The organism is Streptomyces sp. NBC_01445, from assembly GCF_035918235.1.
Taxonomy (GTDB): Bacteria; Actinomycetota; Actinomycetes; order Streptomycetales; family Streptomycetaceae; genus Streptomyces.
Genome location: NZ_CP109485.1, coordinates 7,930,865 through 7,945,353 on the forward strand (window position 1 = coordinate 7,930,865; position 14,489 = coordinate 7,945,353).

At 70.4% G+C, this 14,489-nt stretch carries 13 protein-coding genes; 9 read left to right on the forward strand and 4 right to left on the reverse strand.

Annotation, left to right across the window (positions count from 1 at the left end):
* Positions 1–55 precede the first annotated feature (55 nt).
* Complete coding sequence (locus OG574_RS36085) at positions 56–1,546, forward strand: cytochrome P450 (protein WP_326776615.1); 1,491 nt, start codon at positions 56–58, stop codon at positions 1,544–1,546.
* An 18-nt stretch (positions 1,547–1,564) separates the two neighbouring features.
* Here the strand turns inward: OG574_RS36085 and OG574_RS36090 are convergent, their stop codons facing one another.
* Positions 1,565–2,539 (reverse strand): RluA family pseudouridine synthase, encoded by a 975-nt coding sequence (locus OG574_RS36090; protein ID WP_326776616.1) that lies wholly within the window; start codon positions 2,537–2,539, stop codon positions 1,565–1,567.
* Between the two features lie 78 nt (positions 2,540–2,617).
* Here OG574_RS36090 and OG574_RS36095 point away from each other — a divergent pair, with 78 nt between their 5' ends.
* The 4 genes from OG574_RS36095 to OG574_RS36110 all read left to right on the forward strand — a co-directional run bounded on the left by OG574_RS36095 (position 2,618) and on the right by OG574_RS36110 (position 6,067).
* Positions 2,618–3,214: a GNAT family N-acetyltransferase gene (locus OG574_RS36095; protein ID WP_326776617.1), complete on the forward strand. Its 597-nt coding sequence runs from the start codon at positions 2,618–2,620 to the stop codon at positions 3,212–3,214.
* Between the two features lie 174 nt (positions 3,215–3,388).
* A complete protein-coding gene (locus OG574_RS36100; protein WP_326776618.1) occupies positions 3,389–4,069 on the forward strand; it encodes a PadR family transcriptional regulator in 681 nt (226 codons plus the stop codon).
* Positions 4,070–4,265: 196 nt separating this feature from the next.
* Positions 4,266–5,294, forward strand: coding sequence for an ATP-binding cassette domain-containing protein (locus tag OG574_RS36105; RefSeq protein ID WP_100597096.1), 1,029 nt, complete (start codon positions 4,266–4,268; stop codon positions 5,292–5,294).
* Entirely contained in the window at positions 5,291–6,067 is a 777-nt protein-coding gene (locus OG574_RS36110; RefSeq protein ID WP_326776619.1) for an ABC transporter permease, read from the forward strand. Before OG574_RS36105 ends, OG574_RS36110 begins: the two co-directional genes overlap by 4 nt.
* Before the next feature lie 31 nt (positions 6,068–6,098).
* On the opposite strand, the gene OG574_RS36115 is transcribed toward OG574_RS36110, so the two are convergent.
* On the reverse strand, positions 6,099–6,932 hold the full coding sequence (locus tag OG574_RS36115) for a siderophore-interacting protein (protein WP_326776620.1): 834 nt from the start codon (positions 6,930–6,932) through the stop codon (positions 6,099–6,101).
* A gap of 51 nt (positions 6,933–6,983) precedes the next feature.
* Positions 6,984–7,922 (reverse strand): 5'-3' exonuclease, encoded by a 939-nt coding sequence (locus OG574_RS36120; RefSeq protein WP_326776621.1) that lies wholly within the window; start codon positions 7,920–7,922, stop codon positions 6,984–6,986.
* Between the two features lie 272 nt (positions 7,923–8,194).
* Here OG574_RS36120 and OG574_RS36125 point away from each other — a divergent pair, with 272 nt between their 5' ends.
* The 4 genes from OG574_RS36125 to OG574_RS36140 all read left to right on the forward strand — a co-directional run bounded on the left by OG574_RS36125 (position 8,195) and on the right by OG574_RS36140 (position 13,397).
* Complete coding sequence (locus tag OG574_RS36125; protein WP_326776622.1) at positions 8,195–9,313, forward strand: quaternary amine ABC transporter ATP-binding protein; 1,119 nt, start codon at positions 8,195–8,197, stop codon at positions 9,311–9,313.
* Entirely contained in the window at positions 9,306–11,924 is a 2,619-nt protein-coding gene (locus OG574_RS36130; RefSeq protein WP_326776623.1) for an ABC transporter permease/substrate binding protein, read from the forward strand. The genes OG574_RS36125 and OG574_RS36130 overlap by 8 nt, the downstream gene beginning before the upstream one ends.
* A gap of 160 nt (positions 11,925–12,084) precedes the next feature.
* Positions 12,085–12,660, forward strand: a complete 576-nt coding sequence (locus OG574_RS36135; protein ID WP_326776624.1) for a helix-turn-helix domain-containing protein — start codon at positions 12,085–12,087, stop codon at positions 12,658–12,660.
* Complete coding sequence (locus tag OG574_RS36140) at positions 12,657–13,397, forward strand: helical backbone metal receptor (RefSeq protein ID WP_442816867.1); 741 nt, start codon at positions 12,657–12,659, stop codon at positions 13,395–13,397. Before OG574_RS36135 ends, OG574_RS36140 begins: the two co-directional genes overlap by 4 nt.
* Here the strand turns inward: OG574_RS36140 and OG574_RS36145 are convergent.
* Positions 13,324–14,481, reverse strand: a complete 1,158-nt coding sequence (locus tag OG574_RS36145; RefSeq protein WP_326776625.1) for a TDT family transporter — start codon at positions 14,479–14,481, stop codon at positions 13,324–13,326. The two genes, OG574_RS36140 and OG574_RS36145, sit on opposite strands and share 74 nt — an antisense overlap.
* Positions 14,482–14,489 lie beyond the last annotated feature (8 nt).

Consider the following 14,489-nt stretch of genomic DNA (forward strand, 5'->3'; position numbering starts at 1 on the left):
CTGCTGCAACACAGCCTTTTCCACACAGCCTTTCCACACCACCGGAGCGATCACCGTGACGACTCCCTCCCACTCACACGCCGGCACGGACGAGGCCGCGCTCAGTCCGCCGCCCGGCTGCCCGGCCCACGCCCTGGGCCCCGGCGGCCTGCGCCGGCTCTACGGTCCCGAGGCGGACGACGACATCGCGGCCGTGTATGAGAAGCTGCGCGCCGAACACGGCCCCGTCGCCCCCGTCCTGATCCACGAAGACGTGCCGATGTGGGCGGTCCTCGGGCACGGCGAGAACCTGCACATGGTCCGCTCGACCTCGCAGTTCAACCGCGACGCGCGCCACTGGAACGCGGTCCTCGACGGCAGCGTCACGCCCACCAACCCCCTCGCGCCCGTCTTCAGCTGGCAGCCCATCTGCAGCTTCGCCGAGGGCGCCGACCACCAGCGGCTGCGCGGGGCGGTCACCGGGGCGATCGGCACGATCGAGTCCCGTGGCCTGCGGCGCTTCATCAACCGCGCCTCGAACGAGCTGGTCAACAAGATCTGCGAGATCGGCGAGGCCGACGTCGTCAGCCAGTTCGCCGAGCATCTGCCGATGATGGTGATGTGCCGGATCTTCGGCATGCCCGAGGAGTACAACGAGCGGATGGTGCAGGCCGCCCGCGACATGATCAAGGGCACCGAGACCGCCATCGCCAGCAACGAATACATCATGGGCGTCCTCACCAGGCTCACCGCCCGTCGCCGTGCCAACCCCGAGGCCGACTTCACCAGTCACCTCATCGCCCAGCCCGCCGCACTCGACGACGACGAGGTCGCCCAGCACCTGCGCCTCGTCCTGATCGCCGCGTACGAGGCCACGGCCAACCTCATCGCGAACGTGCTGCGCGTGGTCCTCACCGACCCCCGCTTCCGCGCCCAGCTCAACGGCGGCCAGATGACCGTGCCCGAGGCGGTCGAGCAGTCCCTGTGGGACGAGCCGCCGTTCAGCGCGATGGTCGGCTACTTCGCCAAGGAGGACACCGAGCTCGGCGGCCGGCACATCCGGCGCGGCGACGGCCTGATCTTCGGCATCGCGCCGGGCAACGTCGACCCCGTCGTACGCCCCGACCTGTCTGCCAACATGCAGGGCAACCGCTCGCACCTCGCCTTCGGCGGCGGACCGCACGAGTGCCCCGGACAGGACATCGGCCGCGCAATCGCCGACATCGGCGTCGACGCGCTCCTGATGCGCCTGCCCGACGTCGAACTCTCGGTGCACGAGCACGAGTTGCGCTGGCGCTCCTCGATCCTCTCGCAGCACTTGGTGGAGCTGCCGGTGAAGTTCGAACCGCGCCCGCCGCAGGACGTCGTCGCCAAGCCGGGCCACCGGCCGGTCCCGGAGCAGCGCGACGACTGGCAGGTGTCGACGCACGCCCCGCCGGCCCCGCAGCCCGCCCCCGTTCCGGCTGCCGCCCCGGCGCCGGAGCAGCCGCCCGTCGCGTTCCCGGAGCCCGCCGCACCGCCGCAGGGCGCCTGGCGTCGCTTCCTGCGCTGGTGGCGCGGCTACTGACCGTGCCGTATCCAGGTGTTACGAGGGGTGCGCGGGCGCCGTCGGACTGCCGCCCGCCCACTCCTCGTACGCCGACCAGGCCTCCAGTACCCGCCCGCTGTCGAAGCGGTGCTCCCGGCCCGTCACCGGGTCCCTGAACTCCAGGGTCCGTGCCAGGAGTTGGAGCGGGCGGCGGAAGTCGTCGGGCGCCACCGCGTCGGCGACCACGGGGTAGATCGGGTCGCCGAGGATCGGCAGGCCGAGCGCGTTCATATGGACCCGCAGCTGGTGGGTGCGGCCGGTGTGGGGGAGTAGCCGGTAGCGGCCGAGGCCGCCGCGCTCCTCGACGAGCTCGATCCGGCTCTCCGCGTTCGGCTCGCCGCCCGGCACCTCGCGCGCGGCGAGCACCCCGCGCTCCTTCTCGATCCGGCTGCGCACGGTCCTCGGCAGCGCGACTCCGGGGTCGTGGGCGGCCACCGCCTCGTACTCCTTGCGCACCAGCTTGTCGCCGAACAGCGTCTGGTACGCGCCGCGTTCCTCGGGTCGGACGACGAACAGGACGAGGCCGGCGGTGAGCCGGTCGAGCCGGTGCGCCGGCCCGAGCGCGGGCAGGTCCAGCTCCTGCCGCAGGCGCGCCAGCGCGGTCTGCGTGACATGGCTGCCGCGCGGCGTCGTGGCCAGGAAGTGCGGCTTGTCGGCGACCACGATGTGCTCGTCCCGGTACACGATCCCGATCGGGAACGGCACGGGCACCTCGGGTGCGAGGTCGCGGTGGAACCACACCCAGGCGCCCGGGACATAGGGCGCGTCCGACGTCACCGCGGCCCCGTCCGCGCCCACGATCCGCCCCTCGCGCAGCATCGCGTCGATCACCCCGGGCCCGGCCGCGAGCCGTTCCACGAGATGGTCGCGCACCGTGCTCCAGGCGCCGTCGAGCGGCAGCATGACCCGGAAGGCGTCGATGCCGTCGCGCTGCGGCAGCGGGGAGGGCGGAATGCGCCGCTTACGTCTCATCGCGGCCCAGCCTACGGGCGGCCGCCTGCCCCCTTGAACCACGGACGGAGGCCGGACGCCGGGGGCAGGATGGGGCGCATGCCGATGACGATCTCGCAGGTCCTGGCCGCCGGCACGCTCGCCCGCGGCCCCCAGCCCACCATCGAGGCCGAGGGCGGCCTCCTCCTGCGGCCCTGGCGGGACGAGGACGTGCCGGCCGTGTACGCGGCGTTCCGTGACCCGGCGATCCAGCACTGGCACGTGCGGGTCGCGGAGTCCGAGGACGAAGCGCGCGGCTGGATAAGGGAGTGGCGGGACGGCTGGGACGGCGAGCAGAGGGTCGGCTGGGCGGTCGCCACGGCGGACACCGACGAGGTGGTGGGACGCATGGGGCTGCGCTCCCTCTCGCTGCACGAGGGGGTGGCCGAGGTCGCGTACTGGGTCCTGCCCGCGGCCCGGGGTGCCGGTATCGCCCCGCGAGCCGTCGCCGCACTGTCTCGCTGGGCGCTGGACGAGGTCGGCTTCCACCGTCTCGAACTCCAGCACGCCGTCGGCAACATGGCGTCGTGCCGGGTCGCCCTCAAGTCGGGTTTCGCCCTGGAGGGCACGAAGCGCAGCGCGCTCCTGCACGCCGACGGCTGGCACGACTCCCACCTCCACGCGCGCGTGCAGGGCGACCGCCTTCCGGGGGCGTGACGCTGCCGTATCGGGCCCGCCGAAGTCCCACCCCTTGTGCGTCCACATCATTCGCGATACATCGTGTATTGACGCCTTGTCGTCCATCGCGATATGTTCGGCTACGGATATTCGGATACGAGGTGCGGCGCTTCCAGGTGAGGGGCGCGAGGCGCGAGGGGAGAGGTGAGTTCGGTGGCCACCAAGCGGCGCAAGCTGGGCAATCCGCTGGCCCTCGCGGTGATGGTGCTGCTCATGGAGAAGCCCATGCACCCGTACGAGATCGCGCAGACTCTGCGCCGGCGCGGCAAGGACACCACGACGAAGATCAACTACGGCTCGCTCTACACGGTCGTCCAGAACCTGGAGAAGCACGGCTTCGTCGAGGTCGCGGACGTGCAGCGGCAGGGGAACCGGCCGGAGCGCACGCTCTACGGGATCACCGACGACGGCAGGGAGGAAGCGCTCGAGTGGCTCTCCGACCTGCTCGCCGTGCCCGCGCGTGAGTATCCGATCTTCGAGACGGCGCTGTCCCTCATGGGGGTCATACACCCCGACGAGGTGACGCGGCTGCTGGAGGAGCGGCTCGCCTCGCTGGAGGTTCAGGCGGCGAGCGCGCGTGGCGGACTCATGAAGCTGTACGAGACGCTGCCGCGGATCTTCCTCGTGGAGACCGAGTACCAGCTGCACATGGTCGAGGCGCAGGCCGAGTGGATCCGGGGCTTCCTGCGGGAGGTCAAGGAGGACACGCTCGACGGCGTCGAACAGTGGCGGACGTTCCAGGAGACCGGTGAAGTCCCGCCGGAATTCGCGGAGTTGGAAGACGCCCGCCCCGACGAGAAGAGAACCAAGAGGGAATCAGGCCGAGAGAAATAGACAGACCCTGGCAGGACTGTTGCACCAGTCCCGCCAGGGTCTCGAACCCCGGACCGACCCACCGTGCGGCGAGCCAGGCGATCGAGGTGCGGCACACCCAGGATAGCCCGGCGCTCTTCACGTGGATCTCGGCCGTCGTCCGCTCACACCCGCGAGCGGATCCACCGTCGTCCGCTCACACAGGAGAGCCGTCGTCATGAGCACCCGTGCGCCCGCAGTGCAGGCGCGTCAACTCGTCAAGACCTATCCCGGCGATGTCACCGCCCTCAGCGGCATGGACATCACCGTGGAACCCGGCACCGTCTTCGGCCTGCTCGGCCCGAACGGCGCAGGCAAGTCCACCACCGTCAAGATCCTCACCACCCTCGCCCGCCCCGACTCCGGGACCGCCACGGTCGCGGGCCACGACGTACTGCGGCACCCCGACCGCGTGCGCCGCGCCATCGGCGTCGTCGCCCAGAAGTCCGGCGCCGACCCCGTCGCCACCGGCCGCGAGAACCTCCAGCTCCAGGGTCGGCTCTACGGCCTGCGCGGAGCGGACCTGAACCGACGTGTCACCGAACTCCTCGACCGCTTCCGCCTCACCGACGCCGCCGGACGTCAGGTCAAGGGCTACTCGGGCGGCATGCAGCGCCGCCTCGACGTGGCGCTGGGCCTCGTCCACCGGCCCGAGGTGCTCTTCCTCGACGAGCCGACCACCGGCCTCGACCCGGAGGCCCGCACCGCGATGTGGGACGAGATCGCGCGCCTCGCCGGCGACGAGGGTCTGTCCATCCTGCTCACCACGCACTACCTCGAAGAGGCCGACCGGCTCGCCGAACGCGTCGCCGTCGTCGACCGCGGACATGTCGTCGTCGAGGGCACCCCCGACGGCCTCAAGGGTGAACTGCGCGGGGACGCCGTCCACTTGGAGCTGCGCGCCGCCGTCCAGGACGCCGGACGCACGCTCCTGGAAAGCGCGCTCGCCGCGCTGCCCGGAGTGCGCGAGACCCAGTTCGACGGCCGGCGCGTCAGCGTCCGCGCCGACGACGGGGCCGCCGCCGTACCCGCCCTGCTCGCCGCGCTGGAGCGGGCGGGCGTGGCGGTCACCGCCGCCACCGTCGCCCGTCCCTCGCTCGACGACGTCTATCTCCGCTACGCCGGCCGCCGCTACTCCGAGGCGCAGGCCGCCACCCTGGACGAGTCCGCCGCCGACACCCTCGCCCCCGCCGGAGGTGCCCGATGAGTACCGCGATCCCGCAGACCTGGTACATGACGCAACGTCAGCTCATGGTGTTCCTGCGCCAGCCCGCGTATCTCCTGATCACCCTGATCCAGCCGGTGGTATGGCTGTTCCTGTTCGGCAACCTGTTCAAGAAGGTCGTCGAGCTCGGCGGATTCGGCACCACGACCTATCTCGACTACCTCATCCCCGGCGTCGTGGTGATGAGCGCGCTCAGCTCCAACATGTGGGCGGGCATGGCGACGCTCGACGAGATCCAGCGGGGCACGCTCAACCGGTTCCTCACCACACCGGTGAGCCGCGGGGCACTGATGAACGGCAATGTGGTGAGCAACGGTCTGGTCACCGCGCTCCAGTCCGTCGTCATCGTGCTGCTCGGCCTCCTCGGCGGGGCCGAACTGCCGGGCGGGGCGGGCGGAGTGCTGATCCTCGTCGCCGCCGCGGTGCTCCTCGGCACCGTGTTCGGGGCGCTGTCGAACGCGCTGGGCATGCTGGTCAGGGAGCGGGAGTCGATCATCGGGATCAACACGTTCCTGCTGCTCCCGCTGACCTTCCTGTCCTCGGCGTTCATGGCCCCGTCGCAGATGCCGTCGTGGATGCGGCACATAGCCGACTTCAACCCGCTCAACTGGGCCATGGTCGCGGGCCGTTCGGCGATGTCCGACGCCCCGGACTGGGGTGACGTGCTGACCCGCGGCGGGGCGCTCCTCGTGCTGGCCGTCGCCGCGGTGTGGCTGTCGACCCGCACCTTCCGCTCGTACCAGCGATCGGTCTGAGCGCCACGCCGCAGCGGGGCGGGAGATGGCGCTACGCCGTCTCCTGCTCCGCCTCCACCTGCGCGTTCCACTCCCGCTTCGAGGCCTGCCAGCCGTCCTCGTTGTGACCGAGGCGCCAGTAGCCGGAGATCGAGAGGTCCTCGCGCGAGATCTCGCGCTCGGTGCGCAGATGGCGGCGCAGCTCCTTCACGAAGCCCGCCTCGCCGTGCACGAAGGCGTGCACCCGGCCCGCCGGGAACGCGAGCCCGCGTACGGCCTCCACCAGGGCCTCGCCCACCGGCCGGCCGCCGCGGTGCAGCCAGACGACCTGCGCGGCGGAGTCGATCTTCTGCTCCTCGGTGGCGTCGGAGACCTCCACGAAGGCGTGGGCCACGGCGTCCTCGGGCAGCGCCTCCAGGGCGGCGGCGATCGCGGGCAGGGCGCTCTCGTCACCGGCGAGCAGGTGCCAGTCGGCGGTCGAGTCCGGGGCGTAGGCGCCGCCGGGACCGGCCAGGTGCACGCTCGCGCCGGGCTGTACGTCGCGTGCCCAGGGACCGGCGATGCCCTCGTCGCCGTGCACCACGAAGTCGAGCGTCAGCTCGCGCGCCACCGGGTCCCAGGCGCGCACGGTGTACGTACGCGTCACGGGCCACTGGTCGCGCGGCAGCTCCTCACGGATCCGGCCGAGGTCGAACGGCTCGGGGTAGGTGACCCCGTCGAGCGGGAACTGCAGCTTCACGTAGTGGTCGGTGCAGCCGCCCGCGGCGAAGGCGGCGAGGCCGTCCCCACCGAGGACCACGCGCTGCATGTGCGGGGTGAGCCGCTCGGTGCGCAGGACCTCGCCCCGGTGTGCCGTCGGCTTCCTGCGTTCCGGACGTTCCGCCATGGCGGCCTCCCCTGAAGATCACTGGCTACTTAGGTTTACCTAAGTTAACACTCAGCGCTCCAGGATGGTGAGCAGCCGCTGCAAAGATCCGCCCAAGCCCCAGCGCTCCGCGAGCTTCTCGAGGGCCTCGGGATCGCGAGCCTCGCGCGGCAGCGCCGTGTCCACGTCCGGCAGGGGCACGTCCCCGGCGACCCGCACGACCGTCGGCGCCACCGCGATGTACGGCCGTGACTCGTCCAGGCGCTTGCGCTGCGACGGGGTCAGCTTCGACTTCGGGTCGTCGACGGCGGCCATGATCCCGGCCAGGTCCCCGAACTGCGCGAGCAGCTTCGCGGCCGTCTTCTCGCCGATGCCGGGCACGCCCGGCAGGCCGTCGCTCGGATCGCCGCGCAGGAGGGCCAGATCCACGTAACCCGAGCCGTCGACACCGTACTTCTCGCGCAGCAGCTCCTCGTCGGTGATCTGGAGGGTGCCGACGCCCTTGAGGGGGTAGAGGACGCGGCGCTCGCGCGCGTCGTCGACGAGCTGGTAGAGGTCGCGGTCGCCGGTGACGATGTCGACCGGACCGGTGGCCCGCCCGGTGAACGTGCCGATGACGTCGTCCGCCTCGTATCCCTCGACGCCGACGCGCGCGATGCCCACCGCGTCGAGCACGTCCTCGATGATCGGGACCTGGGGGGAGAGGGTGTCGGGGATCTCCTCTTCGTCCGGCCCGGTCTCCGTCTCCTGCGCGACGCGATGCGCCTTGTAGGAGGGGATCAGGTCGACCCGCCACTGGGGGCGCCAGTCCGCGTCCATGCAGGCCACGAGGGAGTCGGGGTGGTGGTCGTGCACGAGCCGGGTGATGAATTCGAGCAGGCCGCGCACCGCGTTGACCGGCGTCCCGTCCGGGGCCTTCACGGAGTCGGGGACCCCGAAGTAGGCCCGGAAGTACAGGGACGCGGTGTCGAGCAGCATCAGGCGATCGGTTCGCTGGGTCACGTCGCACATCCTGCCGCACGGCACCGACAGTCACGGCCGCTCGCGGATGTGGCGGCCCGGCACGGAGAGATGTGGCGGATCCAGTTCCGGAAGTGAACGCGATGTGAACTGGAACACTCTTCCGTTTGATCTGCATAAGCGAGGGCAGGCGCGCCCCCGGAGCGAACCCGGTCCCTCATTCAACCAATGGATGTGTTTCCGGCCCGCGAGCGGACCTCGCATCGCTCCACGGCCCGCCGGCGGGGGAGGCGGGCCGTCATGGTTCTACCCGAGAGGTGTATGTGTCCACGCTGCAAGCCGAAGACCTGTACAAGGTGTTCGGCAGACGACCCGATGAAGCGGTGGAGAAACTCCGCCACGGAGCAGACCGTGAGGAACTGCGCGCCGGCGGCACCACCGCTGCCGTGATCGACGCTTCCTTCACCGTCGAGCCGGGCCAGATCTTCGTCGTGATGGGTCTGTCGGGCTCCGGCAAGTCCACGCTTCTGCGCATGCTGAACGGACTGCTCGAGCCCACTGCCGGGCATGTCCGCTTCGACGGCCAGGACCTGACCGCGCTCAGCCCCCGCGAGCTGCGCGCCGTGCGCTCCAAGAAGATCAGCATGGTCTTCCAGCACTTTGCGCTCTTCCCCCACCGCAGTGTGCTCGAGAACGCCGCGTACGGCCTCGAGGTCCAGGGCGTCCCGCGCAAGGAGCGCGAGAAGCGCGCCGTCGAGGCGCTGCGCCTGGCCGGTCTCGCCGGCTGGGAGAAGTCCTGGCCCGACGAGCTCTCCGGCGGTATGCAGCAGCGCGTGGGCCTGGCCCGCGCGCTCGCCACCGACGCGGACCTGCTCCTCATGGACGAGTCGTTCAGCGCGCTCGACCCGCTGATCCGCCGCGACATGCAGGACCAGCTCCTTGAGCTCCAGAAGACCCTGAAGAAGACCATCGTCTTCATCACCCACGACCTGAACGAGGCCATGCGCCTGGGCGACCGCATCGCCGTCATGCGCGACGGCCGCATCGTCCAGATCGGCAGCGCCGAGGACATCCTCGTCACGCCGGCCAACGACTACGTCGCCTCGTTCATCCAGGACGTGGACCGCTCCCGCGTGCTGACCGCGGGCGCGATCATGACCTCCCCCGACAAGGGGTACGACCCGTCCGACGCGCCGGCGACGGTCACCGAGGACACCCCGGTCATCGAGCTGTTCACGCCGTGCTCCACGGGTGGCGTCGCCGTCGCCGTGACCGACAAGAGCGGCAAGCTCATAGGCGTCGTGACGCGGGAACGGCTCCTCGCCGTACTCGGTGAGCCGATGAAGCCCGGCGCGCAGACCTCCATGACGAAGCAGGACGCCGTCCCGACGCCGCGTGGCGAGGGCGACGAGCCGGTGAAGAAGGTGAGCACCGGTGCCTAGGATTCCCTTCGGTGACTGGGTCAACGACGTCGTCGAGTGGCTGCTGAGCAACGCGGCCTGGCTCTTCGACTTCTTCAAGAACGTCTTCAACGGTGCCTACGACGGCATCAACTGGGTCCTCCAGGCCCCGCAGCCGCTGATCCTCGCGGGCATCTTCGCGGTGATCGCCTTCTGGCTGCGCGGCACGGTGGCCGGTGTCCTGACCTTCGTGGGATTCGCGTTCATCGACTCCCTCGAACTGTGGGACCACGCGATGATGACGCTGTCGCTCGTCCTCGTGGCGACGATCATCGCCCTGGTCATCTCGGTGCCGGTCGGCATCTGGGCGGCGCGCTCCAACCGGGTCAGCGCGGTCGTGCGCCCGGTCCTGGACTTCATGCAGACGCTGCCCGCGATGATCTACCTCATCCCGGCCATCCTGTTCTTCGGCTCGGGCGCCCCCGCGGGCATCGTCGCGACCCTGATCTTCGCGCTGGCCCCCGGCGTCCGTATGACGGAGCTGGGCATCCGGCAGGTCGACAAGGAACTGGTCGAGGCCGCCGACGCGTTCGGTGACACCCCGCGCAACACGCTGTTCCGCGTCCAGCTGCCGCTCGCGCTCCCGTCGATCATGGCCGGTGTCAACCAGGTCATCATGCTGGGCCTGTCCATGGCCGCCATCGCGGGCATGGTCGGCTCCGAGGGCCTCGGCGCCGACGTGAACGAGGCCATCGGCCAGCTGAACATCGGTCTCGGCTCCGAGTCCGGCGTCGCCATCGTGATCCTCGCGATCTACCTCGACCGCATGACCGGCGCGCTCGGCACCCAGTCGTCTCCGATGGGCCGCCGCGCGCTCGCCAAGGTGCGCGCCGCGCACGGTCTGACGGTCTGGAACTATCGTCCGCAGGCCGCGGTCGCGGTCGTCGGTGTCGTCATCCTCGCGCTCGTCGCGGGCGGCATGGGCATCTTCGGCGGTGCGAAGAACGAGACGCCGGTGGCCGACGCGTCGAACGTCGGCCAGGGCAAGAAGGTCACCATCGGCTACATCCCGTGGGACGAGGGCGTCGCCTCCACCTTCCTGTGGAAGGAGATCCTCGAGCAGCGCGGGTTCGACGTGCAGGTCAAGCAGCTCGAAGCCGGGCCGCTGTACACGTCGCTGGCCTCCGGCCAGATCGACTTCGAGACCGACTCCTGGCTGCCGACCACGCACGCCCAGTACTGGAAGAAGTACGGCAAGCAGCTCGACGACCTCGGCGCCTGGTACGGCCAGACGTCGCTGGAGCTCTCGGTGCCGGCCTACATGAAGGGCATCGACTCGCTCGAGGACCTCAAGGGCAAGAGCGGCACCTTCGGCGGCAAGATCACCGGCATCGAGTCCAGCGCCGGAATGATGGGGCTCCTCAAGGACAAGGTGCTCAAGGAGTACGGCCTCGACAAGGAGTACAAGGTCGTCGACAGCTCCACGCCGGCGATGCTGGCGCAGCTGAAGAGCGCGTACGCCAAGAAGCAGCCGATCGTCACGACGCTCTGGTCGCCGCACTGGGCGTACAGCGACTACAAGCTGAAGAAGCTCAAGGACCCGAAGGGTGCCTGGGGCAAGGGCGACGGCGTGCACACGCTGTCCCGCAAGGGCTTCGCCGCCGACAACCCGCAGGTCGGCGCGTGGCTCAAGAACTTCAAGATGACCGAGAAGCAGCTGACGAGCCTCGAGGCCGAGATCAACAAGGCCGGCAAGGGCAAGCAGCAGGACGCCGTCAAGACCTGGCTGAAGTCCAACCACGGCGTCGTCGACAAGCTGGCCCCGGTCAAGAAGTCGTCGACGGCCGGCGGCAAGGGCGAGGCCGCCCGTCCGGTGAACGTCGCCTGGTTCCCCTGGGACGAGGACGTCGCGGTCACCTACCTGTGGAAGCGGGTCCTCGGCGACCGCGGCTACAAGCTCAACCTGAAGCAGATGGACGTCGGCCCGGTCTACACGGGCCTCGGCTCCGGCGACCTGGACGTCAACTTCGACGCCTGGCTGCCCTATGCCCAGAAGAACTACTGGGACAAGCACAAGGACAACCTGATCGACCTGGGCTCCTGGTACAGCCCGACGTCGCTCGAGATCGCCGTGCCGTCCTACGTGAAGGGCGTCAAGTCCCTCGAGGACCTCAAGGGCAAGGGCTCCACCTTCGACGGCAAGATCATCGGAATCGAGCCGGGCACCGGCGAGATGAACCTGCTGAAGAAGAACGTCCTGCCGGGCTACGGCCTGGACAAGGAGTACAAGGTCGTCGACGGCTCCACGCCCGCGATGCTCGCCGAGCTGAAGCGCGCGTACGCCAAGAAGCAGCCGGTCGCCGTCGTGCTCTGGTCGCCGCACTGGGCGTACAGCGAGTACAAGCTCAACAAGCTGACCGACTCCAAGAAGCTCTTCGGCGAGGGCAACACGATCCGCACCATCGCCAACAAGAGCTTCCCCTCGAAGTACCCGCAGCTCACGAAGTGGTTCAAGAACTTCAAGATGAGCGAGAGCGAGCTGGGCAGCCTCGAGGCGGCGATCAAGAAGCGCGGTCAGGGCCATGAGGAAGAGGCCGTGGACGCGTGGCTGAAGACGCACAAGGGTGTCGCGGACCGGATGGCTCCGCAGTAGGTCCCGAGTACGTTCCGAAGCAGTACCAACGCGCGTGGGCGGCCGGTGTTCAGCACCGGCCGCCCACGCGCGTTCCGCCGCTCACGTGAAACCGTCCGGTGAACCTGCGTAGGGTGCAAGGAACCGAACAGGTGACGACGCGCGGGAGGGAGCCGGAGGGATGGACGAACACAAGGAGACTCTTCGGGTGGGCGCGGCCGTGCGGCGCAGGCGCCGGGGCCAGGAGCTCACCCTTGCCACCGTGGCCGAGCGAAGCGGCCTGTCCGTCCCGTTCCTGAGCCAGGTCGAGAACGAACGCGCCCGGCCGAGCCGGCGCTCCCTGGAGAAGGTCGCCGACGCGCTCGGCACCACGGCGGTCGAGCTCCTTGCCGCCGCGGATCCCGCCCACACCGTGGACCTGGTGCGCGCCGACGACACCACGGTCGTCGAGGACGCGTCCCCCGACTCCGTCGTGCGCTCCCTCGTGCGAGGTCATCACCAGCTGCACGCCGAGGAGTTCATCGGCGACCACGACCCGGGCCGCGAGTTCCAGCTCCGCAACGACGTGCTCATGTACGTCACCGAGGGGGCCGTCGAGGTCGAGGCCGAGGGCCGGGCCTATCGCCTGGGCCGCGGTGACACCCTGTACCTGACCGGTGGCGTACGGCACCGGTGGCGGGCCACCGGCGCGGACGCCCGCGTGCTCGTCGTCGCGGTGGCCGAACACATCGAGGCACTGGACGAACCCGGGCGGTGACCGTGTCCCGCGGCCCGCGCGTCGTCTCCCTCGTCCCCTCGCTGACCGAGGCCGTCGCCGTCACCCTGCCCGGAGTGCTCGTCGGAGCCACGGACTGGTGCACGCACCCGGCGGACCTCGGCAGCGGCCTCGTCCGGATCGGCGGCACGAAGAACCCCGCCGTCGAACGGATCGTCGCCCTCGCCCCCGATCTGGTGATCGCCAACGAGGAGGAGAACCGCGCGCCCGACCTCGCGGCCCTGCGCGCCGCGGGACTCGATGTCCTTGTCACCGAGATCCGCGATCTGCCGGGCGCGCTGCGCGAGCTGGAACGGGTCCTCAGGGCCTGCGGTTCGCCACGCCGGCCCCGCTGGCTGGACGAGGCCGCGGCGGCCTGGGACGAGCTGGAATCGCCCTCCCGGCGGCTGCGGGCGGCGGTGCCGGTGTGGCGGCGCCCCTGGATGGTGCTCGGCAGGGAGACCTTCGCCGGTGACGTGCTCGCCCGGCTCGGCGTGGACAACGTGTACGCGGACCACGGCGAGCGCTATCCGCGCCTGGCGGCCGACGAGTTGCGCTCGGCGGACATCGACCTGGTGGTGCTGCCCGACGAGCCGTACCGCTTCACGCACGACGACGGGCCCGAACAGTTCCCGGTGCCCGCCGCGCTCGTCAGCGGGCGTCATCTCACGTGGTACGGGCCGTCGTTGGCGCGGGCGCCGGAGGTACTGGGCGCGGCGCTGCGAGCAGCTCTGCGCTGATCAGGCCGCGGACCGTGGGCACGGCGGCGAAGGCCCAGGCCGCGACGAGCACGGCGTACAGGACGACCGCGAGCACGTCGTACACCGCGAGCCCCGTGTGTTTTGCGAGGCCCTCCGCGCCGGTGACACACGTGCCGATGGGGAAGGTGAACGCCCACCACGTCATCGAGAACCGCATCCCGCGACGTCGGGCCCGCACCACGAGCGCCGCCGCGAGCGCCAGCCACAGCAGCGCGAACCCCATCACGGGGACTCCGTACAGGACGGCGAAGACGCCGAACCCCTCGGCGTACGGGGCCGGCAGGACGCCCGGCGCGGTGTCCGCGAACTTGTTGACGGCGGTCGTCGACTGGCCGAGGGGGCCGAGCACGAGGAATAGCGCCGGCGTGAGCATCAGCGGCAGAGGTCCCGCCGTCACCAGGCGCGCGAAGATCACCGGAAGCATCACCGCGGTGGCGATCAGGCTGAGCCCGAACATGGCGACACAGGCGAGGAGCAGCGTCTGCTGCCACTGGCCCGACGGGAGATGCGGCACCAGGAGCGGGCCGACGGCCGCGGACACCATGGGTGCCACGACGGGGAGCAGCCACACGGGGGACGCCTGGCCCGGCTCGATCCGGTGCCTGGCCACCATCAGGTACGGGATCGTCACCGCCGCGGCGAGCCCGATCACCGTCCCCGCCGTGAACAGCACCGTGTCCAGGGCGACCGCCGCCTGCGTACCGATCCAGTCCTGGCCGACGAGCATCGTGCCGCCGCCGACAGCGAGCAGGGCCATTGCGAGGCAGCCGTAGAAGGGGGCCACGGCCGGGTCGAGCAGATGCTCCTTGGCGCGGTCGCTGTGGTGCGTCCAGTGCAGGGCGCGGGCCGTGAGGAGGGCGAGGAGCGCCACGAGGGACAGCGCCCACATCGCGGTGCACAGGGCCCGCAGGCCCGGCACGTGTACGGGAAGCGCGGCGCCCGCGTTCGCGATGATCGCGGTTCCCATCACGGACGCGTACCAGTTGGGGCCGAGATGGCGGACGGTGGGACATCGAAGGGACGGGATGCGGGCGGCCGTGAGCGGCTGGGCGGCGGTGACCATGACACCAC